This window comes from Methylobacterium mesophilicum SR1.6/6 (assembly GCF_000364445.2).
In the GTDB taxonomy this organism is placed as follows: Bacteria; Pseudomonadota; Alphaproteobacteria; order Rhizobiales; family Beijerinckiaceae; genus Methylobacterium; species Methylobacterium mesophilicum_A.
Map to the genome: position 1 here is coordinate 6306042 of NZ_CP043538.1, position 24516 is coordinate 6330557.

The window sequence follows — 24516 nt, forward strand, 5'->3', positions numbered from 1 at the left end:
TCTCCCGTGAGATCAGCCCACGCCGGTCGGCCCGTCGAGGAGGGTGCGCACGCGGCGGACCAGCTCCGTGCGCCGGTAGGGCTTGTTGAGCAGATCAAACTCCGAGCCGCCGATATCGGTTCGCTCCAGGCTCGCCTCCGCGTAGCCGGTTGCCAGCAGAACCTTGAGCCGCGGCTGGCGGCGGAGCGCTTCGCGGGCGAGCAGCACGCCGTTCATCCCCCCCGGCATGATCAGGTCGGTGAACAGCAGGTCGACCCGCCCGCTGGAATCCAAGATCTCCAGGGCCTCGCGGGCGTTGCCCGCGGTCAGCGTCGTGTAGCCGAAGTCCCGCAGGATGGTCCGGGCGAGTTCCGCCACGTCCTCGCGGTCGTCGACGATCAGGATGGTCTCGGTGCCCTGCCGGTCCACGGCCCGGAGCGAGACCTTGGCGGGGGCGTTCACGTCACCGTCCGTCGCCGGGAAGGACAGGCGCACCGTCGTGCCCTCGCCGACCGCGGACTCGATCTGCGCCGCGCCGCCCGACTGCTTGGCGAAGCCGTAGACCATCGACAGGCCGAGGCCGGTGCCCTTGCCCTCTTCCTTGGTCGTGAAGAACGGGTCCATCACCCGGGCGAGCACCGCCGGCGGGATGCCGGTGCCGGAGTCCCGGATGGCGATGCTGACGTAGCGGCCGTCGCGCAGCGGGCCGACCTCGCCGCTCGCGGCGATCTCGCTGTTCTCCGTGGTGATCCGCACCGTGCCGCCGTCCGGCATCGCGTCCCGGGCGTTGATCAGCACGTTGAGGATGGCGACCTCGGCCTGGGTCGGATCGACCCGGCAGTTCCAGAGGTCCGCGGCGAGGTCGAGCTCGATCTTCACGGCCTCGCCCACGGAGCGGGCGACCATCTCGCCCATGCCCTCAACCAGGGTGTTCAGGTTGACGGCGCGTCCCTCCAGGCGCTGCTTGCGCGCGAAGGCCAGGAGCTGCTGCGTCAGGGTCGTGGCACGCTCGGCCGCCTGCCGGATGTTCTCGGTGGCACGGCCGAGCCGGGCCCGGTCGGCGTCGGGCTTCTCCAGGCCGGCGGCCAGGATGTCGACGTAGCCGACGATCACCTGCAGCAGGTTGTTGAAATCGTGCGCGATGCCGCCGGTGAGTTGGCCGAGCGCCTCCATCTTCTGGGCCTGGCCCAGCGCCTCCTCGGCGTCGCGGCGCCGGGAGACGTCGAGCTGCGAGCCGAAATAGTACACGAGCTCGCCGTCGGCGTTGTAGACCGGCGAGACGAACAGGGCGTTCCAGAAAGTCGAGCCGTTCTTGCGGTAATTCAGGATCTCGGTAGCGAATTCCCGCTTCTCGGCGATCGCCGAGCGAACCTGTGTCACCGTCGACCGGTCGGTGTCAGGACCCTGCAGGAAGCGGCAATTGCGGCCGATCAGCTCCTCGGGCGTATAGCCGGTCATCGCCAGGAACGCCCGGTTGGCGAAGATGATCGGGTTGTCGGGCTGCCGCGGATCGGTGACGATCATCGGCATCCGCGTGGTCTCGACAGCGGCGAAGAAGATGTCGCTCTTGCGATCGGTCACATCGCTCGGTGCGCTGTCCCTGACTTGCGGACCTGCGCCGACCGGTGGGGTTTCGGGTGTTTCAGACATGCGAGGCGGTCTTCACCCTGAGGCCGTGCAGGCGGTCGATGCGGCGCCGCTTCAGCTCGGCGCGCGACTCTAGTGGTCCGAGACGCGATGTCGACCGCCCGGTCCCGTCGGTGGTGTCGCGCCTGTGGGGAGCGCCGGGGCGCCGCGGAGACGTCACGCCGCCGCCGTCCGTGCCGGGCCGGGAAGCGCGGCGGCCGGTGCCGGGCTGGTCCGCGCGGGTGCCGTCTCGCGGCAGGCACCCAGGACCGCCGAGAGCGCCTCGTTGAGCGACGTCACCAGGAAGTCGGCCGAGGTCGCCCGTCGCAGGCGATCGAGTGTCGCCGGATCGCGCTCGCGCCAGAAGCCGACGAGGATGCGCACCCCCGGCACCGCGGCGCGGGCCTGCCGGACCGTGAAGCGGATCTGCGACAGACTTACCGGCTCCAGGTAGGAGAAGCAGATCAGCGCGAGACCCTCGGGGTTCTCGGGCCGCTCGCCGGCGCGGATCGCCGCCATCGACAGGATCTGCGAGGCGAGCCCGTGCCGTGCCAAGATCTGGCTCAGCATCAGCGTCGCCGCCTCGTCGAAGGGGCCGCGGCTCGACACGCACAGGACCGGTGTCTCGCTGCGCCAGCCGGGGGCGAGATCCTCGCGCGACAGCACGATGCCCGCCACCTGCCGGTCAGGCCCGACGGCAGCCAGCGCGGCGGCGGTCTCGGTGTCGGGACCGCGTCCGGATCCCCGCCGGGGCCGCCGCGCGACCGGGGCGGTGCCCAGACGATCCACCACCGTACGGATCGCTGTGCCGACCTCCGCCTGGCGTTCGCGGTCGAGCGTCCCGCGCGAGAGATCCTCCTGCGCGAGCAGCAGGCCCGCCAGGGCGACCTCGTCGTAGTAGGTGACGAGGGCCCGCTCCTTCAGGAACTGCCAGCCCTGGTCGATCGCCTCCACGGGATCGCCGGCGAGCATGCGCTGGTAGAAGATCTCCGGGGGCGACAGGGCGGGCTGGTCGCCGAGCAGCACGTCGAGGTACCAGAGCCTCTGCACGTGCCGTCCGAGCACCACGAGGCAGACGGTGAGGGGGGTCGCCAGCACGAGGCCGATCGGGCCCCACAGGAAGGTCCAGATCGTCGCCGCCAGGATGACGGCGACCGGCGAGAGGCCGGTCGAGTGGCCGTAGAGCAGCGGCTCGATCACGTGGCCGCAGATCGGCTCGACCACCAGGAACAGGGCCGCGGTGGCGATCACCATGCTCCAGCCGGGATCGACCGCGGCGGCGAGGATCAGCGGCAGCAGCGCGCTGATCGCGGCGCCGATATAGGGCACGAAGCGCAGGATCGCGGCGAGCACGCCGAACAGCGTCGGGCTCGGCACGCCGATGATCCAGAGCCCGAAGCCGATCACCACGCCGAAGGCGATGTTGAGGGCGAGCTGCGCCAGGAAGAACCGGCTCAGCCGGCTCGTGGCATCGTCGATCGCCGCCGTGGTGCGGCGCAGGTCGCCCGAGCCGCCGGCGAGCTTGATCGCCCGGTTCCGCAGATCCTCGCGCTGGAGCAGGATGAAGATCGTGAAGATCAGGATCAGGCCGGTCGTGGCCAACGGGTGGAGCACGGGGCCCGCGAAGGTCTGCAGCGTGTCGATCACGCTGGCGCGGACGGGGGTGAGTTCCACGGTGATCGGGTGCGTGGGCGAGCCGGGCTCGCCCTTGATCTCGGCGGCCGGCGGCGGCTGAAGGGTGGCGCTCAGGTCCTGCACCATGTCGGCGATCCGCGAGAGCGTTCCGGTGCCAGCCGTCGCCCCGCGCAGGTCCTTGATCTTGGTCCGCATCACCAGCGTGTAGCGCGGCAGGTCGGCGGCGAGCTGGGATGCCTCGCTGGCGATCAGGCTGCCGATGCCGAACAGGGCGCCGAACACGATCACCACCACCAGGAGCACCGCGGGCGCCCGCGGCACCCGCAGGCGCCGCAGCATCCGGACCGCCGGCACGAGGACGAAGCTGAGCAGGATCGCCAGCGTCACCGGCACGAGGATCTCACGGCCGAGATAGAGCGCCGCCATCGTCGCCACGACGAGGAGGAGCGAGGCCAGCGCGACGATGACCGGTAGGCCTTCCCGCAGGCGCTGGGCGGTGACGGGATCCTCGCTCAACGGGATGCTCCACTCGGATCGGATCGGGTGTCGACCGCATGCGCGGCCTGGGGGAGGACGGCGCGCCGATCCGGTGCCATGTCAGCCGGCCTGCGCGGTCTCGCCGAGGGCGGCGCTGATCTGGCTGAGGAGCTTCGAGAAATCGACGGGCTTCGGATGATAGTCGTCGCAGCCGGCCTGAATCGCCTTGTCCCGGTCGCCCGACATCGCGTGGGCGGTGAGGGCGATGATCGGGATCGCCCGCGTGTCGGTGCCGGATTTCAGCGCGCGCGCGACAGACCAGCCGTCGAGGACCGGGAGGTTCATGTCGAGCAGGATCACGTCCGGCTGGCCGGACCGGGCCTGCCGGACGCCGGCCTCGCCGTCATGCGCCAGGATCACCTCGTAGCCGCGCCGCTTCAGGCGACGGGAGAGGAAATCCCAGATCTCTTCGTGATCCTCGACCAGCAGAATCTTCGCCATCGAACACTCGCACCCCCGGCCCGCGTCGCGCCAGCAGGCACCCCAACGCGCGGCATCGCACAATGGCCCAACGCTCAAGCCGCGATTCCGGTCCGTGTGATGTTCCGGTCGCGACCCGGGTTGACCCGGACTTCCCCCGGTAAGAGCGTGCCGCGCCGCGATTCCACAATACTGGCAGGGACAGTATGGCGAACAAACCCGAGATCGAGTTCTATCACGCACCCAATACGCGCTCTTCCGGAGTGCGTGTGCTCCTCGAGGAGTTGGGTGTGCCGTACCGGCTGCACGCCCTCAACATGCGCGCGGGCGAGCATCTCCAGGACGCGTACCGGGCCATCAACCCGATGGCGAAGGTGCCGGCGATCCGCAACGGCGAGGCTCTGGTCACCGAACAGGCGGCCGTCTACCTCTATCTCGCCGACCTCTTCCCGGAGGCGGGCCTCGCCCCGGCGGCGACCGATCCCGCCCGCGCGACCTACCTGCGCTGGATGGTGTTCTACGGCTCCTGCTACGAGCCCGCGGTGATCGACCGCTACCTCAAGCGGGAGCCGGGCCCGCGCGCCATGTCGGCCTACGCCGATTACGACAGCGTCATCGCCCGCGTCACCGAGGCGCTGACCCCGGGGCCGTACCTCCTCGGCGAGCGCTTCAGCGCCGCCGACATCCTGTGGGGGGGCGCCCTCGGCTGGACCATGGGTTTCGGACTGGTCGCGCCCCATCCGGTGCTGAACGCCTATGTCGAGCGGATCCGGGCGCGGCCGGCATCCCTGAAGGTCGCGGCCGCGGATGCGGAACTGGCGGCGGCGCACGAGGCGGCCGCATCGGCCTGATTGCGGCCGGACTCTTGCTGAGGCGATCCCCGGGAGCCCGATCCGGCGCGCGGTCGGGCTCCCAGGCGCCGGACTCACCGTGGGCCTCCACAGCGCGACCGGAACACCCAAGCCCATGCGTCTGCTCGCTCCCCTTCTCGCCGCGCTTCTCCTCGGTGCTCCCGCCGAGTCGGCCGAACGCACCGGCACACTCAGGAAGATCCGCGACAACAACAGGCTGGTCCTCGGCGTGCGCGATACCGCAACCCCGTTCAGCTACCTGGATCAGAACCAGAAGGTGGTCGGCTTCGCGGTCGATATCTGCCTGAAGATCGCCGACGCCGTGAAACGCGAGTTGCAGATGCCGGGCCTGGAGATCGGGATGGAGTTCGTCAATTCCTCCTCCCGCATCCCGCTGATGACCAACGGCACGATCGACCTCGAATGTGGGACGACGACCAACAACGCCGACCGCAAGAAGCAGGTGGACTTTACCAACACGCATTTCCTGACGGCGACCCGCTTCGTGTCCCGGAAGGACCAGAACATCGCCAGCCTGGATGACCTGCGTGGCAAGACCGTCTCGTCGGTGGCGGGCTCGACCAACATCCTGATGCTGATCAAGGCCAACAACGAGCGGAAGCTCGGCATCACGGTGATCGCCGCCAAGGACGTGCCGGAGGCGTTCCTGCTCGTGGAGACCGGCCGGGCCGCGGCCTTCGTGATGGACGACGTGCAGCTCAGCGTCGTGGCCGCGCAGTCCAAGGAGCCCTCCGCCTACGTGGTCAGCGACGAGACGCTGTCCAACCCGGAGCCCTACGGGATCATGCTGCGCAGGGACGATCCGGCCTTCAAGGCCGTCGTCGACCGGGCGACGGCCGAGCTCTACCGGAGCCCCGAGATCATGACGCTCTACGACCGCTGGTTCCTGAAGCCGGTGCCGCCGCGCGGCCTGACCTACAACGTGCCGCTGTCCTCCGCCCTGCGCTGGGCCTTCGCGCACCCGAGCGACAATTCTGATCCTGCGTTCTACGCGCACTGATCTGTCGCGCGGCGGGGTTCCGCTCCGGCAAGGGAGATGCGATGCCGCGGGTCTGATTTGGTCCGCGTCGCGAAGCGTCTCCCCATGACCGACAGCACAGAGCCGGCTCTCACGCCTGCCGCGGCCCGGGCCGCGCCCCCGGCCACGTCGATCCCGCGGCTGATCGTGGTGCTGGCCTGCGCGGGCTTCGGCAGCACCTTCGCGCTGCGCTCGGTCGAGCCTCTGGTGGGCGTTCTCGCCCGCGACCTCGCGAGCGACGCCCACACGGTGGCGCTCCTCTCCACGGCCTTCGCGCTGCCCTACGCGTTCATCCAGCCGGTGCTCGGCCCGATCGGCGACGCCCTCGGGAAGGAGCGGGTGATGAGCACCTGCCTCGCGGTGCTCGCCGTCGCCCTCACCCTGTGCAGCATCGCCCCCGACATCGGCAGCCTGTTCGGCCTGCGCATGCTGGCGGGCGCTGCGGCGGGGGGCTGCATCCCCCTGTCGCTGGCCCTGCTCGGCGACCGCGTGCCGATGGAGAGCCGGCAAGTGGCGATCGGGCGGTTCCTCGTGGCGGTGATCCTCGGCCAGCTGTCCGGCTCGACCTTCGCGGGCCTGATCGAGGCGGCGATCGGCTGGCGCGGGGTCTTCGCGGTGACCGCCGCCGTGGCGGCCTTCGCCTGCGCGGCCACCGTGTTCGGCTTCGACCGGACCGGCCGGGCCGCCGCCCGCCGCCCGGCCTTCGGCGAGGCGGTGACGCGCTACCGCACGATCCTGCGCAATCCCCGGGCGCGGGTGCTGTTCTCGGCGGTGTTCATCGAGGCGATCGCGATCTTCGGCGTATTCCCGCACCTCGCGCCGCTGATCGAGGCCAGGGGCGAGGGCGGTCCGCGGGAGGCCGGCCTCGTGCTGGCGGGGTTCGCCGTCGGCGGCCTGCTCTACTCGGCGCTGGTCGGGCTGCTGGTGCGGCTGCTCGGCCTGCCGCGGATGCTGATCGGCGGCGGCCTGATCTGCGGCGCGTCGCTCACGGTGGTCGGCCTCGCCGGCTCCTGGCAGGTCGACTGCGCCGCACTCACCGCCATGGGCCTCGGCTTCTACATGCTGCACAACACCTACCAGACCCAGGTCACCGAGGTTGCGCCCACCGCCCGCGCCTCCGCGGTGGCGCTCCACGCCTTCTCGTTCTTCTGCGGGCAGGCGCTCGGCGTCGCGGTGATCGGGCAGGCGCTCCTCCGGCTCGGCCAGTTCGGGGCGCTCGCCGGATGCGCCGTGACCATCCTGGCGCTCGGCATCGGCACCGCCCTCGCCCTGCGGCAGAAGCCGCCACCGGTGGCGTTCCCGGGCTGAGCGGCCTCAGGCCTTCCGCAGCGCCAGCGCCTTGAGGTCGAAGCCGGGATCGGCCGCCTGTTCGGGCGTGAGCGGCGTCCCGGCGGCGAGCAGGCGCCGGGCGATCATGTGGTCGCCCGCCCGGTCGACGGATTCGACCGCGCTCAGGCGCCCGTCCCGGAAGCGGAACACCGAGAAGGCGGAACCGGAGCCGCGGACCACGCTGGCGTCGCCAGGGCCCGACAGCCCGGCGATCTGCAGCTTGTGCGGGCCCTGGTCGCTCCAGAACCAGGGCAGCGCGCCGTAGGCCGCGGGCCTGCCCGTGAGCCGGGCCGCGAGGCAGCGTCCCTGGTCGATGGCGTTCTGCACGGATTCAATGCGCACCGTGCCGTCCGGCGTGAGCCCGCGGGCGAAGGGGCTGGGGAAGCGGGCGCAGTCGCCGATCGCCGAGATCGCCGGATCGGGCGTGGCGAGGAACGCGTCGACCCGCACCCCGTCCTCGGCCGGCAGGCCCGCCGCGACCGCGAGCTCCCGGTTCGGAAGAACGCCGATCCCGACGAGCACGAGATCGGCCGGCAATTCCCGCCCGTCCGCGAGGGCCACGCCGGCGACGCGACCGTCGCGCCCGAGGATCGCCGTCACGCCCGCTCCGAAGAGGAAGCGCACGCCCATCGCTGCCTGGGCGGCGCGGAAGAAGTCCCCCATCTCGGCCGAGACCGCCCGGGCCATCGGCCGTTCGGCCGCCTCGATCACCGTCACGCAGAGCCCGCGCGCGGCGGCGACGGCCGCGAATTCGAGCCCGATGAAGCCGGCGCCCACCACCACGATCGCCCGGGCGGCCTCGATCGCCGCCTTGAGCGCGTCGGCATCGGCGAGGCCGCGCAGCTGGCGCACGCCGTCGAGGTCCGCGCCGGAGACGGGCAGGGGCCGGTTGCGGGCGCCGGTGGCCAGTACGAGATGGTCGTAGCTCAGGCGCGTGCCGTCCGAGAGCTCGAGGCCGCGCTCCGCCCGGTCGATGGCGACGGCCCGGATGCCCGGCCGATGGTCGATCGCGTGCTCGGCGAAGAAGCCGGGCGGGCGCAGGAGCAGCCCCTCCGGATCGGTCTTGCCGGCGAGGTAGGCCTTCGACAGGGGCGGCCGCTGGTAGGGGAGGGCGGTTTCGTCGCCCACCAGGGTGATCGGCTCCCTGAATCCGCCCTCGCGGAGGGAGGCGGCGAGCTGGAAGCCTGCCTGGCCCGCGCCCGCGACGACGATGCCGGTCGTGCTCACGCCCGGGCTCCCGCGAGGGCCAGCCCGCTCTGCGCGACGCCGGGCAGGCTGCGCGCGCCCTCCGACATCAGGTACGACCAGACCGCGGAGGCGGCCGGCCCGAGCACCTTGTCGGCGCGCCGGACCGCGTACCAGTCGCGCCGGATCGGCAGGCCCTTCACGTCGAGGAGCACGAGACGGCCGCTCTCCAGCTCGGCCGCCACCGAATGGACCGAGAGCAGCGCGATCCCGAGCCCGGCCATGACCGCCTGCTTGATGGTCTCGTTCGAGCCGGTGTCGATGTCGAGCGGCGCCCGCTTCACCAGCACGCCGGCCATGAATTCCTCGAACACCATGCGGGTGCCCGAGCCCTCCTCGCGCAGGAAGAACGGCTGGTCGGCGAGATCCTCGCGATTCAGCCCGGACTTGCCCGCCAGCGGGTGCCCCGGGGGGGCGATCAGCACGATCGGGTGCGGCCCGAAGGTCGCGGCCTCGATCGGGAAGTCCCGGGGCGGCCGGCCCATCAGGGCGAAGTCGATCTCGTAGCCGCGCAGGGCCTCGACGGTCTGGCCGCGGTTGCGCACCGACAGGCTGATCTCGACGCCGGGATGCTTCTTGACGAAGCCGGCGATCACCTGCGGGGCGAAGTACTTGGCGGTGGAGACGACGCCCAGAGCGACGCGCCCGCCCTCGGCCCCGCGCAGGGTGCGCAGCCGGTCCGTGCAGGTCTCCAGCACGGTGTTGATGCTGTCGATCGCCCAGAGCATCTCGCGGCCCGCATCGGTCGGCTTGAGGCCCCCGGGCGTCCGGTCGAACAGCAGGAGCCCGGCCTCCTCCTCCAGCTGGCGGATGCGCGCGTAGAGGGCGGCCGAGGTGACGTTCAGCTCCTGCGCCGCCCGGGTCATGGTGCCGAGGCGGGCCACCGCAGCGACCGCCTGGAGCTGCTTGAGGGAGAGGTTGCGCATGGCGAGTTTCTCGGCGGAGGTCTCGTTTTTTTCGTCCTATGGCACAAGATCGCACAGAAATCTTGAAGGCCCCGCCACGAGTTCCTGTCGATCTGCGGGCAGAGACCGCTATCTTGGCAGGGATGCGGCCGTTACAGAACCCGCGCGGAACGCGCGATCCCGGCGGACGGGATCCGAGCAGGAGGAGTAGGCCGATGGCAATTTCAGCGGCGATCGGGACACCCCTCGAGGCCTGCCTGGCGCAGGCCGTGTCGGCCAACCCGGCCCTGAAGGACGCCGCCACGGTGATCGCGGCGGTGGCGCGCTCGGCGGTGGAGATCAGCGAGCGGATCGGGCGCGGCGCGCTCAGCGGCGACCTCGCGGCGGCCGGCGAGCACAACAGTGACGGCGACGTCCAGAAGGCGCTCGACGTCATCGCGCACGAGAGCGTGACCGCCGCCCTGCGCGCCGCCCCCGTCGCCGAAGTCGCCTCCGAGGAGGCCGAGGAGGTGATGCGGCTGAACCCGGATGCGCCGCTCGCCGTCGCCATCGACCCGCTCGACGGCTCGTCCAACATCGGCGTCAACATGGCGGTGGGCATGATCTTCGGCATCCGGCCGTCGATCAAGGATCCCGCTAACCCGCTCGCCTCGTTCACGACGCCCGGCTCGGCACAGATCGCCGCCGGATTCGTGACCTACGGCCCGGCCACCGCGCTGATCCTGACGCTCGGCGACGGCACGCAATCCTACGTGCTGGACCGCGCGGAGGGGCAGTTCCGCCTGACGAGCCCGGCCATGTCGGTGCCGGCCTCCGCCAAGGAATTCGCCATCAACGCCTCGAACGCCCGGCACTGGGACGCTCCGGTGAAGGCCTACATCGAGGATTGCCAGCGCGGCACCGAAGGCCCGCGCGACAAGGACTACAACATGCGCTGGCTCGCCTCCCTGGTGGCCGACATCCAGCGCGTGCTCACCCGTGGCGGCGTGTTCCTGTACCCGGGCGACGCCCGGAAGAACTACGCCCGCGGCCGCCTGCGGCTGCTCTACGAGGTCGCCCCCGTGGCGATGCTGGTTGAGCAGGCCGGCGGCGCCGCTACCGACGGCCAGACGCGCATCCTCGACCTGGTGGCCACCGGCATCCACGAGCGCGCGCCGCTGGTCTGCGGCTCCACCGAGGAGGTGAGCTGCGTCGCCGCCTATTACGGCGGCGGCAAGCCCGATGCCGGCCGCTCGCCGCTGTTCGGCCAGCGCGGCTTGATGCGCTCGTAGCCGCTCGGCGAAGTCGTCAAACCATGTCGGCGCGGCACCCCATCATCTCGGTTACCGGCTCCTCGGGGGCCGGGACCACCTCGGTGCGCAACACCTTCGAGCAGATCTTCCGCCGGGAGGATGTGCGGGCGGTGTTCATCGAGGGCGACGGCTTCCACGCCTTCGACCGGGACACGATGCGGGGCATGATGGCGCGGGAGCCGACCCTGTCGCACTTCGCGCCGCGGGCCAATCTCCTGCCGGAGCTGGAGGCGGTGTTCCGCAGCTACGCCGAGTCCGGTACCGGCCGTACCCGTCACTATGCCCACGATCAGCACGACGCCCGCCTGTACGGCATCCCGGAGGGCAGTTTCTCGGATTGGGAGGCCTTCCCGCCGGATTCCGATCTGCTCTTCTACGAGGGCCTGCACGGCTGCGTGGCCGATCAGGACGTCGACATAGCCCGCTACGCCGACCTGAAGATCGGCGTCGTGCCGGTGATCAACCTCGAATGGATCCAGAAGCTGCACCGGGACCGCTCGTTCCGCGGCTACTCCACGGATGCTGTCACCGACGTGATCCTGCGGCGCATGCCCGACTACGTGCAGACCATCTGCCCGCAATTCTCGTTCACCGATATCAACTTCCAGCGGGTGCCGACGGTCGACACCTCGAACCCGTTCATCGCCCGCTGGATACCCACCGCCGACGAATCGATGGTGGTGATCCGCTTCAAGGATCCGAAGGGGATCGACTTCTCGTATCTCGTCTCCATGATCCACGACAGCTTCATGAGCCGGGCCAATTCCATCGTGATCCCGGGCGGCAAGCTCGACCTCGCCATGCAGCTGATCCTGACGCCGATGATCATGCAGCTCGTCGAGCGCCGCCGCCGGCTGGCGTAAGGGAGAAGACGCACCGTCGCGCCATCCGAAACGTTGATCCCAATCAGACCCTCATCCTGAGGTGCCGGAGCGCAGCGGAGGCCTCGAAGGAGCCCTCCGGCCAGCCTGCGAGCCCTGGAGGCCTCCTTCGAGGCTGCCCCGCGGCACCTCAGGATGAGGGCCAGAGTTGCACCGGCCCCGGCCGACCGTGATCAGAGCCCGCTGCTGCTGAAAGACCTGTGATGCTTCCTCCCGTCATCGCCCCGTCCATCCTGTCCGCCGACTTCTCGAAGCTCGCCGAGGAAACGCGCGCCGTGGACGCGGCGGGCGCCGACTGGATCCACCTCGACGTGATGGACGGCCACTTCGTGCCCAACATCACCTTCGGGCCGCCAGTGGTGAAGGCCCTGCGCCCGCACACGGAAAAGTTCTTCGACGTGCACCTGATGATCGCCCCGGCCGATCCGTACCTCGCGGCCTTCGCCCAGGCCGGTGCCGACGGGATCACGGTCCATGCCGAGGCCGGGCCGCACATCCACCGCTCGCTCCAGACGATCCGCGACCTCGGCAAGCGCGCCGGCGTGGCGATCAATCCGGGCACGCCGGCCGCCATGGTCGAGCCGGTGCTCGACCTCGTCGACCTCGTGCTGGTGATGACGGTCAATCCCGGCTTCGGCGGGCAGAGCTTCATCAAGGGCGCCATGGAGTCGGTGGCCCGGGTGCGGGCCATGGTGGCCGGCCGGGACATTCGCATCCAGGTCGACGGCGGTATCGACCCCGAGACCGTCAAGGCCGCGAGCCGGGCGGGCGCCGATACCTTCGTGGCCGGCAACGCCGTCTTCAGCAGCGGCCCGGACGGCTACGCCGCGCGCATCGCGGCGATCCGGGACGGCGCGGAGGGCGCCTCCGGTCGCGACCTGTCGTGCTGAGGGCCCTGATCTTCGACGTCGACGGCACCCTCGCCGAGACCGAGGACCTACACCGGCAGGCGTTCAACCGTGCCTTCGCGGAGGTCGGCCTGCCGTGGCACTGGGACCCGGCGCTCTACGCCGACCTGCTCACCGTCATGGGCGGCAAGGAGCGGCTCGCCCACTACATCGACACGCGGCACGCGGCGGAGGCCGCGGCGTTCCATGCTCTGGCGCCGGAGATCCACACCCGCAAGACCGCAGCCTACGGCGACCTCGTAAAGGAGACCCGGCTGCCGCTGCGGCCCGGCATCGCGCGGCTGATCGCCGAGGCGCGGGAGGCGGGAATCCTCCTGGCCGTGGCCACCACCACCAGCCGGCCGAACGTCGATCAGCTCCTGGCGGTGAATTTCCCGCCGGGCGCCACCCCGTTCGACGTGATCGCGGCCGGCGACGAGGCGGAACGCAAGAAGCCCGCGCCGGACGTGTTTCTCCTGGCGCTCGCCGGCCTGAACGTCGCCCCCGGGGAGGCCGTGGCCGTCGAGGATTCCGCTGCCGGCATCGACTCGGCCCGCGCCGCCGGCCTGCCGGTCCTGGCGACCCGCAGCCGCTACACCGACAGCCACCAGCTCGACGGCGCTTTCTCGGCGGTCTCGGATCTCGGCGAACCGGGGCAACCGCATCGGCATATCGCCGGGCTGGAATGGCCGGGCGGGGTGGTGACGGTGGCCGCCTTGCAGGATTGGCACGCGGGACGTCGCTGACGCTCCGCCCATGCGCGGGTTCTTTCAGGCGATCCGGATCGGGTGCTTGGCAGTCCGGTCGCTGCCGCAGCCCTTACGGCGTCTCGTTCAGCTTGCCGACCCGGGGCTCGCCCGTTCTCCCGGTCCTGGGATCCCGCAGCACGACGCGGCAGGTGGGACATCGTCCCGCTCGGCGAGGCCCTGCTTTCGAAGCACCCCTCGATACGGGGCGTTGAAACGCACAGGCCGTTCGATTTCGCGGTCGGAGGTTTCCTGGCCGGCCGGAGCCGCATATCCGATTCCGCGCGGTCGGCGAGGTTGTCCGACCGATCTACCCGGCGATGAAGTTGGGCTGACCTTCCACGCCGTCAGCTTTCAAGGTATCGCCAGCCGGCCGGCTAGGCCAAAGGCTGATGTCGATCGGTTATTGGTCTTTGCGGATCCTTGTTGCAATCTGGGACGGGTGAACTGCATTAAGGTGGGATCTGAACCGCATCGGCTGAAGGGGCTGAGGATGAGGCGGCGCGCGCTCCTGGGTCTCTTGACCGCGGCCGCCGCGACATGGCCGCGCCGGTCCTGGGCGGGAGCCGAACAGCGGCGCATCGGCGTTATACTTGGATTTCCGGAGCAAGATCAGCAGACGCTTCTGTGTGTACAGGCTTTCACCGAAGGTCTGCAGAAGCTCGGTCTTGAGGACGGTCACGCCATCCGGATCGATTACCGGTGGCCCGGGATCGACGCGGACCGGGCACGCACCTTCGTTCGCGAGTTGATCGCCCTCAAGCCGGACGTCATCGTGGCGGGGACCAATCAGGTCGTCACGATCGCGATGCAGGAGACCCGATCGATTCCGATCGTGTTCGTCTTCATCGGGGATCCGGTCGGGAGCCGCTATGCCGCCTCCATCAATCGACCCGGACGCAACCTCACCGGCTTCGCGAATTTCGAGCAGCCGATGGGCAGCAAGTGGCTTGAGGTGCTCAAGGCGGTGAGCCCTGGCTCACGGCGGGTAGGTTTCATGTACCACCCGGCCGCGTCGCCCCATGTCGAGTTCTGGCACTCCGCGCAGGAGTCGGCGCCCCGTCTGGGCTTCGAGCTGACCGGGATTCCGGTCCGCACCGTACCGGAGATCGAGACCCTGATGACCGGCTTCGCCGAGGCGGGGAACGGAAATGCCGTCGTGGTTGCACCGCACGCGCTGACCCTGGGCAGCCGAAGCCTCATCACGGGCCTCGCCAGCCGCTACAAGCTCCCGGGTGTTTACGGAGACGCCTATTTCGCCCGTAGCGGCGGCCTTCTCTCTTACGGCGTCAATGCCCCGAGCCAGCTTCAGCGTGCGGCCACCTACGTGAACGCAATCCTGAAAGGCGCTGATCCGGCGGGGCTGCCGGTTCAATTGCCGACGCGGTACGAGATGATCATCAACCTCGTGGCCGCGAAGGCGCTTGAGCTGGAGGTTCCGCCCGCGCTCCTCGCCAGGGCCGACGAGGTCATCGAGTAGCTGCATCCGGACCGATGGCCTCGGACGCGGCACGCCTGCCGCGGCGCCGCCCGTCGGTCTGCCCGTGCGCCTCGGTGGCGAACAGCATCGTGCCGGCCACCACGCCCAGTGCCGCGGCGAGCCCGAGCTTCAGCCAGCGCGGGTCGGCGGCCGCCACATGCCCGGTCGCCCGGCCGTCGAAGCGCCCATGCGCCCCGGGATCGGTGTCGACCGGATCGTAGAGATTGTCGGGGCGGTTCTTCTGAGCCTGCACGCTGGTCATCTCCCCGCGATAGCCGTGCCGGGCGAGGTAGCCGTCGATCCAGCCCGGGATCAGCATGTTTCCGACGATGGCCTTCCAGGCCGAGGCGCCGATCCAGAGTTCCCGCGGTGCGTCGTGCGCCGCGCGGAACACGTGGCGGGCGATGGCCTCGGGCTGGTAGATCGGCGGCACCGGCTCGAGCCTCCGCGGCAGCCGCGAGCGCGCCCAGTCGAACTGCGGCGTGTTCACGGCCGGCAGCTGCACCATCGTCAGCCGGACCCGGCTGCCGTCGTGGAGCAGCTCGCTGCGCAGGGAATCGACGAAGCCGCGCACGGCCGCCTTGGCGGCGCAGTAGCTGGCCTGGAGCGGGATCGACCGGTACGCCAGCGCCGAACCGATATGGACGATCGTGCCCCGGTCCCGGGGGACCATGTGGCGGAGCGCCGCGAGCGTGCCGTGCACCTGCCCGAGATAGGTGACCTCGGTGGCGCGCCGGAACTCGCCCGGGCTCGTCTCCTGCACCGGCGCGTAGATCGTCACCATCGCGTTGTTGACCCAGACGTCGATGCTGCCGAACCGCTCCGCCAGTTCGTCGGCGGCCTGGGCGACGGCCTCCGCGTCGGCGACGTCGGCCGCGAAGGCCATGGCCCGGCCGCCGGCCCGCTCCACGTCGCGGATCGTGCCCCGGAGCCCCACCTCGCCCCGCGCGATGAGCCCGACGTTCCAGCCGTGCCGGGCGAATTCATGCGCCACCGCGCGGCCGACGCCCGCGCTCGCGCCCGCCACCATGACCGTGTTGCGTCCGTTCCGGCTCGGCATCGGGCATCCGGTTGAGAGAGAATCCCTGCGGCAACGCCCGGACGCGGCAATCTTTCCGCTGCCGCCGATCACCAACGCCGTGAGCGGGCGCGTTGCTTCGCCGGAAGGCGGCGGCCTATAACGCGGCGACCTCACAGCCGCGGGGGCGGGGTCCCGGACATCCGCCCTCGCCAACGAACAAAAGTCTCATCGCCATGGCAGGCCATTCGCAGTTCAAGAACATCATGCACCGGAAGGGCCGGGTGGACGCGGTCCGCTCGAAGGTGTTCGGCAAGCTCGCCCGCGAGATCACGGTGGCGGCCAAGCTCGGCACGCCCGACCCGGCGATGAACCCGCGCCTGCGCGCCGCGATCCTGGCGGCCCGCGCCGAGAACATGCCCAAGGACAACATCGAGCGCGCCATCAAGAAGGCCGCCGGTGCCGACGGCGAGAATTTCGAGGACATCCGCTACGAGGGTTACGGTCCGGGCGGAGCCGCGCTGATCGTCGAGGCGCAGACCGACAATCGCAACCGCACGGCCTCGGACGTGCGCTCGGCCTTCACCAAGTCCGGCGGCAGCCTCGCCGAGACTGGCGCCGTCGCCTTCATGTTCGACCGGGTCGGGGTGATCGCCTATCCGGCCTCCGTGGCCGATGCCGACACGATGCTGGAGGCCGCCATCGAGGCCGGTGCCGACGACGTCAGCTCCGGCGAGGACGGCCACGAGGTCATCTGCGCCCAGGATTCCTACGGCGAGGTCGCCAAGGCGCTGGAGGCCCGGTTCGGCGATCCGAGCCGCACCGGCCTGATCTGGAAGGCGCAGAACACGATCGATGTGGACGACGAGACCGGCGAGAAGCTGATCCGCCTCGTGGAGGTGATCGAGGATCAGGAAGACGTGCAGAACGTCTACGTGAACTTCGCCCTGTCGGACGCGCTGGTGGCCAAGCTGCAGGCCTGAGCGTTCACCGCGTCGGCCAAGACACCGGAGTCCCGACTTGCGACGGCTCCGATGTCTGCTGCCCGCCTGCCATCGAGCCCTGACCTTCCGGGGCGCCGAGGGCGAACCCGGACCCGAAGGGGCACGCCGGAGGCGGGCAATCCAGAGCCGCCAACAGAGCCGGTCCGAGCACGCGTCGAGGTTCTGGATCCCGGGCCCTGCTGCGCAGTCCCGGGATGACGGGGTTCAGGCTCCGAGACGCGACATGGTCGTGAGAATTGCGACCGGCGCTCAGCCGCCCGCCGCCGCGAGCTCCGCGCCGAAGCGCTCCTGCGCGTAGCGCTCCACCGAGAAGGTGTCGTCGGGCAGCTGGACCATGAAGCGCTCGGCCACCTCGGTGAGCACGATGTCGGGCCGGACCCGCTCGATATACGGCCAGTCCAGCGAGGTGCTCCAGATGAAGTGCACCTCGCGGAACGTCTCAGCCAGCAGGATCGTCAGCATGTACGGCATGACGTGCGAGAACGAATCGCCGAACAGCACCAGCCGGCGCGGGTCGGTGGCGCTGGCGTTGCCGTAGATCACGTGGGCGCCGACATGGAGCGTGTGCAGAAGCCCGGCCTTCTCGCGCGCCTCGACGATCGGGCTGCCGTAGGTCCGCACCGCGTCCCGCTGCATCAGGACGGTGCGTGAGCGCGCCCGGCGGGGCGGATCGAAGGCGCTGCCCAGATCGCCGTCGTGATCGGTCTCGAAGGACGGTCGTTCCCGCAGGTCCTGCCGCGGCTCGGCGCCCAGCGCCCGGCAGATCTCCGCGTAGGCCAGGTAGCACCCGTCGGGGGACCAGTGGGTGTCGGTCCGGCAGTAGAGGTCGGCCGCGTCGCGCTGCGCCCGCATCGGCGCCACCAGATCGATGCAGGTCTCCCGCCAGCGCTGCCGCCGACGCCGAGCGGCGTAGCGGGCGAGGAGTCCGCCGCGGCCGAGCGGCGGCTCGTTGTGCAGCAGGCGGTAGGCCGGCGAGGCGGCCGGCCGGATCGTGAGCCCGTCGAGCCGGTGATCGTAGATCATCAGCTTCTCCGGGGCGACGACGTGGCGGTACAGGATGCCCATGGACCTCAGCCGCCGCTCCCGGGTCGCGACGAGGCTGCGCCACTGCCAGATGAGCTCCGTCGTCTCGTCCGCCCGCTCGTACTGGCCGAGGACGTCGTTCGTCCCGGTCTTCAGGAAGAGCCAGTCGTCCTGTCCGACATGGATGTGCTCGGGGATGCTTGAGGCCACGGTACACTCGCACGATCGGCGGCGCGCCCCTCTGCCGGCCCGGCGGATTCGACAGCAAGGAGCGGGATGCGCGTCAGGCGGCGGGACGACAGGATGAAGCGACGATCCCTCCCGCCCGCCAGGCCCGTCATGCCTCTCCTCAACGCCCACGCCAAGCCGCATAGTGCCGCCGCCATGAGCTTCGTCCCGCACTCAGATCCCGACGACGCCGAGCGCTGGGCCGCCCTCTCCGCCCGCGACGCGCGCGCGGACGGCCGCTTCGTGTACGCGGTCCGCACCACGGGGGTGTATTGCCGGCCGAGCTGTGCCTCCCGCGCGGCGCGGCCCGAGAACGTCAGCTTTCATGCGACCTGCGCCGAGGCCGAGGCCGCGGGCTTTCGGCCGTGCCGGCGCTGCCGGCCGGACGAGCCCGGCTTGGCCCAGCGCCGGGCGGAGTCGGTCGCCCGCGCCTGCCGCATGATCGAGGCGGCCGAGACGATGCCGACGCTCGCCGAGCTCGCCGGCGCCGCCGGCCTGAGCGCCTACCACTTCCACCGGGTGTTCAAGGCCGCCACCGGCGTGACGCCGAAGGCCTACGCCGCCGCCCACCGCGCCGCCGTCCTGGCCGAACGGCTTCCGGGCGCCGCCTCGGTGACGGAAGCGCTCTACGAGGCCGGCTACGGCGCGGCGAGCCGCTTCTACGCGGGGGGCGCCCCGCGCCTCGGGATGGCGCCTGCGGCCTACCGGAAGGGCGGTGCCGGCCTTGCCATCCGATTTGGGATCGGCGCCTGCTCCCTGGGGGCGATCCTCGTGGCGGCGACCGACCGGGGCGTCTGCGCCATCCTGCTCGGCGACGGGCCGGATATCCTGCTGCGGGACCTTCAGGATCGCTTCCCCGGCGCGGCTCTCGAGGGGGGCGACCCGACCTTCGAGCGCTGGATGGCGCAGATCGTCGGCCTCGTGGAGGCGCCCGGTGAGGGGCTCGATCTGCCGCTCGACATTCGCGGCACTGCCTTCCAGCAGCGGGTCTGGGAGGCATTGCGGAAGATCCCGGTGGGATCGACGGCGAGTTACGCCGAGATCGCCCGCGCGATCGGCCTGCCCGCCGCGACGCGGGCCGTCGCCCAGGCCTGCGGGGCCAACGCGCTGGCGGTCGCGATCCCTTGTCACCGGGTGGTGCGCTCGGACGGAGCCCTGTCGGGTTACCGCTGGGGTGTCGCCCGCAAGCGCGCCCTGCTCGACCGCGAGGCGGAGGTCTGAGGCCTTCGGAGGGCCACGGAGCGGGGTCCCCCGACCCTCCGCGAAACCCGCAAAGACGGCGCATAAACCTGCGCGGCTTCGCGGTCGCGCCGTTCCTGATCGCGCTGGGTCACAGGACAAGACAGAGGTTCGGATCCTGGTGATCTGGACACCGATGATCTCAACCCTCCCCCCTCATCCTGAGGTGCCGGAGCGCGGCGGAGGCCTCGAAGGAGCCTTCCAGAAGTCGCACGGTTCCCAGAGGGCTCCTTCGAGGCGGCTTCGCCGCACCTCAGGATGAGGGGGATGGGTGGGACGGCCATTTCCCGACGAGGCTCCGTACAGGCGCAACCCGCTAGCGTCGCCCCCCGCCGCCCCCGGGACCGCCGAATCCGCCAGGGCCGCCGAAGCCGCCCGGACCGGCGCCCGGCCCTCCGGCTCCGCCGGCCGGGCCGCCGAACCCGCCGGGACCGACCGGGAAGGCGCCGGGGCCCGGGGGCTGACCGCCGCCGAAACCCTCGCGCGGCGCCCCGAAGCGCCCGGGGGCCTCCGCTCCGGGCACCGTGCCGGCGCCCGGCCGCGTATCGACCGCCGGTCCGCGGAGTTCGGGACCGCCGACATTGCCCTGGCGCCAGGGCTCGGCGCCGAACCGCCCGGGCACGTCGTCGGGCAGGTTGCGCAGGTCCAGGTGGTCCCGCTGCCGCTGGAACTGCGGCGCGTCCGGCTGCGGCCGTTCGGGCGCGATGCGGTTCTCGATCCGCAGCCGCTCCACCGTCAGGTCGCCGTCCCGCGCGACCGAGGCGGTCAGGACTGCGCGCACGCTGCCCTGGCGCGGCACCGCGGCGCTCGGGCGGCCGGTCACGGCGTAGCCCGAGCCGAGGTCGAGCCCGGCGCCGGCCCGGCCGATATAGGACTCGATGGAGACCTGCCTCAGGCCCGGCGGAAACGGCAGGCCCATCTGCGCGGCGTTGGTCACGCGGAGGGCGCCGTTCGCCGCGGTGCCGGTGACCAGGGCGCGCTTTCCCGCCGGCAGGGCCTCGGCCCCGGTCAGCCGCAGGCCGCCGATCGCGAGGACGCCGTCCGCCCCGCGCCGGACCGGGCCGGCGACACGGTCCGGTCCGGACCCGCGGGCCTCGACGAGGCTCGCCACGATCACGCCGTCCGGCCGCCGCAGGCCGCTGACCGCGACCCGTGCGCCCGGCTTCCAGTCGCCGGTGAGATCCGTCGTCAGAACCCGCTGGCCGAGCACAACCATGCGCCCGGGCGCGACCGAATCGACCGGGCCGACCACCTCGCTCGTCACGTCGATGCGGCGCGTGGCGAGGTGGCCGCCGTCCGGCCGCGCGACCACGTGGACCACCTGTCCGATCTTCAGGTCGGTGGCCTTCGCGGGCTCGCCGTCGATCCGCACCTCCACCTCGGGCGGGTAGGCGATGCGCAGGTCGTTGACGATGATCGAGCCGAAGCGGCGGATCGTGCCGATCACGCCGGTGCCGCCGATGCCGCGGTCGCCTTCGCCGAGGGGTGGAGGCCGCGGCTCGTCGGTCCGCATCATGCCGGTGCCGCCGATGCCCTGGTCGCGCGGCGCCTCCTGGGGCCTGACGGAATCGGGCAGCAGGGCCGCGGCGCCCGCGAGGAGGCGCAGGACCAGCCGGCGGTTTGGCGAGGATCGCACCGGACGGCCCCTCAGCGCTCGCCCGAGGGACGGGTCGGCGGCGTGGCTTCCGTGTAGACGTAGAGGCCGAAGTTCCAGCGATGCTCGCCGCCCGAATCGGTCTGGCAGGCGGCGTGCGCCTCCCGGTTGGCCTGCTGCAGGGCCTCCATGGCGATCTCGCGCGCCCGCGCCTCGAGCCGGATCGCGAGTTCCTTCGACAGGCCGTCGTAGTGGACGGCCCGTTCGAGGAAACGCGGCGCCTCGCCGACGATGTTGCCCACGGCGGCCGCGATGTGATCGTGCAGGTTGCGGCCGAAATAATAGAGCTGTGGCCCCTCCGCGCCGTCGCCCCGGGGCACGTAGGCGGCCTCCGCCAGCACGATCCGGTCCCCGGCATCCAGGAAGGCGAGCCCGCGGTCGAGCCACTCGTCGAGCACGGCCCGGGGCCTCAGGTCGCGGGTGACACCCGAGACCAGGGCCTCGAACGACGGCGCGCCACCCTCGGCCGTCCGCGGCAGCGGCAACGGATGCCCCTGCGGATCGGTGAAGGCCGGATCGGCGATCCAGCGGGCGATGATCCGGCTGGTGCGCGAGACGACGGCCGGCACGGCGCTGACCGGAGCGCCCGCGCCGCGCAGCCGGCGGACCTCCTTGCGGTGAATGCCGGTGAGCAGGGAGACGCGGCTGTCCGTCTGCTCCTTGCCGGTGAGCGCGAAGTCGTATTCGGCGACGTTCACGTAGAGTTCGCGCAGCAGATCGGTGAGGGCCGGGAAGGTGATGCCGCGCGATACCAGCAGGCGTACGAGCGGGCGCAGAAGCCGCGCCAGGGGGGCGTGCAGGCTGGCGCCGTCCCGCGGTGTTTCGGCAGTCTCCGACATGGCCTCATCGATATAGGAAGCGTCGTGGGAGACAATCCCACAACGTGCGGCGGCGCACACGCATGAGCAGTTTCCGAATTGACGTGGGATTTTTGCACACGTAGCTTCGAGGCGTGGTCAAATTTCCCACGCCAAAAGCGGAGCCGATGGCATGACGCTCGTAACCCGCAGCTTCGTTCATGACGCGCTGCCGCCGATCAAACTGACCACGCCCTCGGGCCCCCGCTGCTCCGGACACCACCAAGCCATGCTGCAGCTGCGACGCGTCTCCTGCGTCGCGGCTGCCCTCGCCCTGCCCGCCCTCGGAATCGCTTATGCGGATACGGTCCACCGCGCCGGCGTACCGAGGGCGCCGCAGACCGCCGCTCCCGTCAACCCCTCAGACGGGGCGGCGGTACCCTCGGGTGCCGTCACGCCGAAACGCGCCCTGCGAGCCGTGAAAACTGCCGCGGGAGTCTCCAGTCTGCCGGAGGTGCGCGCGTGATCGCCCTGTTCGGTGCCGGCGACGGCTCCGCGCGGCCGGCGCCCACCTGCGGTGGCGCCCCGATCCTCGATCTGGCGCTCTGCCTCATCCTCTCCGTCACCGTCGTGGGCCTGCTCCTGCTGGCTCTCTGACCCCGCGGCTCCGCCGCTCCAACCCGAGATCCCCCCATGACGACATTCTACCGGGCCGTGCTCCTCGGTGCCGCGGCAGGCCTGATCGCGTCCGTTGCCCAAGCGGCGGATTTGCCCCGTCGCGTGCCGCCTCCGCCGCTTCCGCCGACGCTGCCGGTCTTCACCTGGACGGGCTTCTACGCCGGTCTGAACGCGGGATACGCGTTCCCCTCGGGAAGCAGCGGCTACACCGACCCGACCTACGGCGCGGTGACGGGCGGGAGCCGCTCCGGCGGCTTCGCCGGCGGCGGCCAGATCGGGTTCAATTATCAATTCACGCCCGGCTCCGGCTTCGTGGTCGGCTTCGAGACCGACATCCAGGGCGCTTCCCTCGCCAAGGCGGACGCCGCCTATCTCGGCTCGACGCCGTACTACAGCGTTCGTCCGAGCCTCGATTATTTCGGGACGGTGCGCGGCCGCCTCGGTTACGCCTTCGACCGGGTGCTGGTCTACGGAACCGGCGGCTTCGCGTATGGCGGCGGCTCCCGCTCGTCCTACGCCGCGTCCTACCCCTACACGCTGCCCGGGACCGACCGGACCGGCTACGCGGCTGGCGGCGGCATCGAGTACGCCTTCACCGAGAAGCTCTCCGCAAAGATCGAAGCGCTGTACCTCCACCTCGACCGCGGATTCGCTGGAACCACATACTACAACACCAGCACTCCCGCGTATTACGGTGCCGGCAAACAAGACTCGGGATTCGCTCTGGTTCGAGCGGGTGTGAATTACCGATTCTAGACAATATTGAGTTCTGCAGATCTTGACGGCTCAGCTCCGCTGGGGCGCTATGCAGGTCGTTCGGCTCCGGGACTCGATCCGCCGGCGGACGCTGTCCGCCACCGGTCGGAGTCGCGGATGCCGGACCCCGCACGGGACCACCGCGCGGTGCCAGGAGGCATTCCCGACAGGATCGGCCGTGAACGCTCCCAGCCTGACCATCGTCGCGACGCTGATAGCCGCGCTCTTCGCCTGCGGGGCGCCCGCGCGGGCGCAGGACATTGTCCCGCCCGGGCCGTCCGGGCGCGGGGCGCTCCTGATCTACGGCAATTTCTGCGGACCGGGGAGTCGCGGTCCCGATTACCCGCCGATCGACGCGCTGGACCTCGCCTGCGCGCACCATGATGCCTGCTCGACCGAACCGTCCTCGGGAATCCTGACGAGTTGCGCCTGCCACCGGCGTCTCCAAGTCGAGGCCGGTGCCGTCGCCCGCGACCCGCGCACGCCCGCTCAGATCCGGCAGACGGCGCAGTTCATCTCGGATTTCGCCACGGCGCTGCCCTGTCAGTAGGGCAGGCCGCGGGGCTATCAGGCGGCGTCGGCCGGGCTCGCCGCCGCCTTCGGGCCGCCCTTGGCCACGCCGACCAGGGCCGGACGCAGGACGCGCTCGCCGATGACGTAGCCGGCCTGGACGACCTGCACGACGGTGCCGGCGGGAACCTCCGGGTTCGGCACCTCGAACATCGCCTGGTGGCGGTTCGGATCGAACTTCTGGCCCTCGGGCTCGACGATCTTCACACCGTGGCGCTCCAGGGTCTTGGCGAGGTCGCGCTCGGTGAGCTCGATCCCGTCGATCAGGCCCTTCAGCGCGCCGTCGGCCGTCGCCTTCGCGTCGGCCGGGACGCTGTCGAGGGCGCGGCGGATGTTGTCGGCGACGTTCAGCACGTCCCGCGCGAAGTTGGTGACCGCGTAGGCGCGGGCATCCGCCACTTCGCGCTCGGTCCGGCGGCGCAGGTTCTCCATCTCGGCGAGCGTGCGCAGCATCCGGTCCTTCAACTCGTCGCGCTCGGCCGTCAGCAGGGCGAGGGCCTCGGCTACGGGATCGACGGTGGCCTCGGCGCCATGGCCGTTCGGCGCGGCGTCTTGCGCGGCGCCGGCGCCGGCTTCCACCGTGGTCTGGCGCTGGTCATCCTGGGGCATGTCGTTGCTCGTCATCGCGATTCAGTCGTGAGGGCAGGGTGGTTCGGGGGCCGACGGGACCGGCGCAGATATCTGGCCGCGGGCCTGC

At 70.9% G+C, this 24516-nt stretch carries 24 protein-coding genes; 14 read left to right on the forward strand and 10 right to left on the reverse strand.

Annotated elements, in window-relative coordinates; genetic code table 11:
- Positions 1-12: 12 nt before the first annotated feature.
- From MMSR116_RS30085 to MMSR116_RS30095, 3 genes are all read right to left on the reverse strand, one after another.
- A complete protein-coding gene (locus MMSR116_RS30085; RefSeq protein WP_010684609.1) occupies positions 13-1629 on the reverse strand; it encodes a hybrid sensor histidine kinase/response regulator in 1617 nt (538 codons plus the stop codon).
- Between the two features lie 153 nt (positions 1630-1782).
- Positions 1783-3756: an AI-2E family transporter gene (locus tag MMSR116_RS30090; RefSeq protein ID WP_010684610.1), complete on the reverse strand. Its 1974-nt coding sequence runs from the start codon at positions 3754-3756 to the stop codon at positions 1783-1785.
- An 81-nt stretch (positions 3757-3837) separates the two neighbouring features.
- Entirely contained in the window at positions 3838-4218 is a 381-nt protein-coding gene (locus MMSR116_RS30095; RefSeq protein ID WP_010684611.1) for a response regulator, read from the reverse strand.
- Positions 4219-4403: 185 nt separating this feature from the next.
- Between MMSR116_RS30095 and MMSR116_RS30100 the strand changes: the two genes are divergently transcribed.
- The 3 genes from MMSR116_RS30100 (at position 4404) to MMSR116_RS30110 (ending at position 7395) form a co-directional block, all read left to right on the forward strand.
- The gene (locus MMSR116_RS30100) at positions 4404-5048 is read left to right on the forward strand and encodes a glutathione S-transferase family protein (RefSeq protein WP_010684612.1); all 645 of its coding nucleotides are present in this window, start codon (positions 4404-4406) and stop codon (positions 5046-5048) included.
- A 115-nt stretch (positions 5049-5163) separates the two neighbouring features.
- Entirely contained in the window at positions 5164-6069 is a 906-nt protein-coding gene (locus MMSR116_RS30105; RefSeq protein WP_010684613.1) for an amino acid ABC transporter substrate-binding protein, read from the forward strand.
- Positions 6070-6153: 84 nt separating this feature from the next.
- Positions 6154-7395 carry an MFS transporter gene (locus MMSR116_RS30110; RefSeq protein WP_010684614.1) on the forward strand — a complete coding sequence of 414 codons (1242 nt, stop codon included), beginning with the start codon at positions 6154-6156 and terminating at the stop codon, positions 7393-7395.
- Positions 7396-7401: 6 nt separating this feature from the next.
- Here the strand turns inward: MMSR116_RS30110 and MMSR116_RS30115 are convergent, their stop codons facing one another.
- Both MMSR116_RS30115 and MMSR116_RS30120 read right to left on the reverse strand, forming a co-directional pair.
- Positions 7402-8643 (reverse strand): NAD(P)/FAD-dependent oxidoreductase, encoded by a 1242-nt coding sequence (locus MMSR116_RS30115; RefSeq protein WP_010684615.1) that lies wholly within the window; start codon positions 8641-8643, stop codon positions 7402-7404.
- Positions 8640-9587, reverse strand: coding sequence for a LysR family transcriptional regulator (locus MMSR116_RS30120; RefSeq protein ID WP_010684616.1), 948 nt, complete (start codon positions 9585-9587; stop codon positions 8640-8642). The genes MMSR116_RS30115 and MMSR116_RS30120 overlap by 4 nt, the downstream gene beginning before the upstream one ends.
- A gap of 194 nt (positions 9588-9781) precedes the next feature.
- Between MMSR116_RS30120 and MMSR116_RS30125 the strand changes: the two genes are divergently transcribed.
- The 5 genes from MMSR116_RS30125 (at position 9782) to MMSR116_RS30145 (ending at position 14852) form a co-directional block, all read left to right on the forward strand.
- A complete protein-coding gene (locus tag MMSR116_RS30125; RefSeq protein WP_010684617.1) occupies positions 9782-10837 on the forward strand; it encodes a class 1 fructose-bisphosphatase in 1056 nt (351 codons plus the stop codon).
- A 23-nt stretch (positions 10838-10860) separates the two neighbouring features.
- Positions 10861-11721, forward strand: coding sequence for a phosphoribulokinase (locus MMSR116_RS30130; RefSeq protein ID WP_039893448.1), 861 nt, complete (start codon positions 10861-10863; stop codon positions 11719-11721).
- A gap of 221 nt (positions 11722-11942) precedes the next feature.
- A complete protein-coding gene (rpe, locus tag MMSR116_RS30135; RefSeq protein ID WP_010684619.1) occupies positions 11943-12629 on the forward strand; it encodes a ribulose-phosphate 3-epimerase in 687 nt (228 codons plus the stop codon).
- The gene (locus MMSR116_RS30140; RefSeq protein WP_010684620.1) at positions 12623-13372 is read left to right on the forward strand and encodes an HAD-IA family hydrolase; all 750 of its coding nucleotides are present in this window, start codon (positions 12623-12625) and stop codon (positions 13370-13372) included. The genes rpe and MMSR116_RS30140 overlap by 7 nt, the downstream gene beginning before the upstream one ends.
- Before the next feature lie 211 nt (positions 13373-13583).
- Entirely contained in the window at positions 13584-14852 is a 1269-nt protein-coding gene (locus MMSR116_RS30145; RefSeq protein WP_158169242.1) for an ABC transporter substrate-binding protein, read from the forward strand.
- Here MMSR116_RS30145 and MMSR116_RS30150 read toward each other — a convergent pair.
- Positions 14842-15912, reverse strand: coding sequence for an SDR family oxidoreductase (locus MMSR116_RS30150; RefSeq protein ID WP_051072203.1), 1071 nt, complete (start codon positions 15910-15912; stop codon positions 14842-14844). The genes MMSR116_RS30145 and MMSR116_RS30150 overlap by 11 nt on opposite strands.
- 194 nt (positions 15913-16106) lie before the next feature.
- Between MMSR116_RS30150 and MMSR116_RS30155 the strand changes: the two genes are divergently transcribed.
- Positions 16107-16853 carry a YebC/PmpR family DNA-binding transcriptional regulator gene (locus MMSR116_RS30155; RefSeq protein ID WP_010684624.1) on the forward strand — a complete coding sequence of 249 codons (747 nt, stop codon included), beginning with the start codon at positions 16107-16109 and terminating at the stop codon, positions 16851-16853.
- Positions 16854-17123: 270 nt separating this feature from the next.
- Here MMSR116_RS30155 and MMSR116_RS30160 read toward each other — a convergent pair whose 3' ends face one another.
- Entirely contained in the window at positions 17124-18107 is a 984-nt protein-coding gene (locus MMSR116_RS30160) for an alginate O-acetyltransferase AlgX-related protein (protein WP_010684625.1), read from the reverse strand.
- A gap of 174 nt (positions 18108-18281) precedes the next feature.
- Between MMSR116_RS30160 and ada the strand changes: the two genes are divergently transcribed.
- Positions 18282-19346 carry a bifunctional DNA-binding transcriptional regulator/O6-methylguanine-DNA methyltransferase Ada gene (gene ada / locus MMSR116_RS30165; RefSeq protein WP_039893634.1) on the forward strand — a complete coding sequence of 355 codons (1065 nt, stop codon included), beginning with the start codon at positions 18282-18284 and terminating at the stop codon, positions 19344-19346.
- A gap of 334 nt (positions 19347-19680) precedes the next feature.
- Here ada and MMSR116_RS30170 read toward each other — a convergent pair whose 3' ends face one another.
- Positions 19681-21000, reverse strand: coding sequence for a DUF5666 domain-containing protein (locus MMSR116_RS30170; RefSeq protein ID WP_010684627.1), 1320 nt, complete (start codon positions 20998-21000; stop codon positions 19681-19683).
- A gap of 11 nt (positions 21001-21011) precedes the next feature.
- Positions 21012-21857 (reverse strand): DUF6502 family protein, encoded by an 846-nt coding sequence (locus MMSR116_RS30175; protein ID WP_039893451.1) that lies wholly within the window; start codon positions 21855-21857, stop codon positions 21012-21014.
- Positions 21858-22008: 151 nt separating this feature from the next.
- Here MMSR116_RS30175 and MMSR116_RS30180 point away from each other — a divergent pair, with 151 nt between their 5' ends.
- The 4 genes from MMSR116_RS30180 (at position 22009) to MMSR116_RS30190 (ending at position 23799) form a co-directional block, all read left to right on the forward strand.
- Positions 22009-22341, forward strand: coding sequence for a hypothetical protein (locus tag MMSR116_RS30180; protein ID WP_083920246.1), 333 nt, complete (start codon positions 22009-22011; stop codon positions 22339-22341).
- Complete coding sequence (locus MMSR116_RS32320; protein WP_010684630.1) at positions 22338-22472, forward strand: hypothetical protein; 135 nt, start codon at positions 22338-22340, stop codon at positions 22470-22472. The genes MMSR116_RS30180 and MMSR116_RS32320 overlap by 4 nt, the downstream gene beginning before the upstream one ends.
- Before the next feature lie 36 nt (positions 22473-22508).
- A complete protein-coding gene (locus MMSR116_RS30185) occupies positions 22509-23249 on the forward strand; it encodes an outer membrane protein (RefSeq protein WP_010684631.1) in 741 nt (246 codons plus the stop codon).
- Between the two features lie 178 nt (positions 23250-23427).
- Positions 23428-23799, forward strand: a complete 372-nt coding sequence (locus MMSR116_RS30190) for a hypothetical protein (RefSeq protein ID WP_010684632.1) — start codon at positions 23428-23430, stop codon at positions 23797-23799.
- 17 nt (positions 23800-23816) lie between these two features.
- Here MMSR116_RS30190 and grpE read toward each other — a convergent pair whose 3' ends face one another.
- Positions 23817-24428: a nucleotide exchange factor GrpE gene (gene grpE, locus MMSR116_RS30195; protein WP_010684633.1), complete on the reverse strand. Its 612-nt coding sequence runs from the start codon at positions 24426-24428 to the stop codon at positions 23817-23819.
- Between the last annotated feature and the right edge of the window lie 88 nt (positions 24429-24516).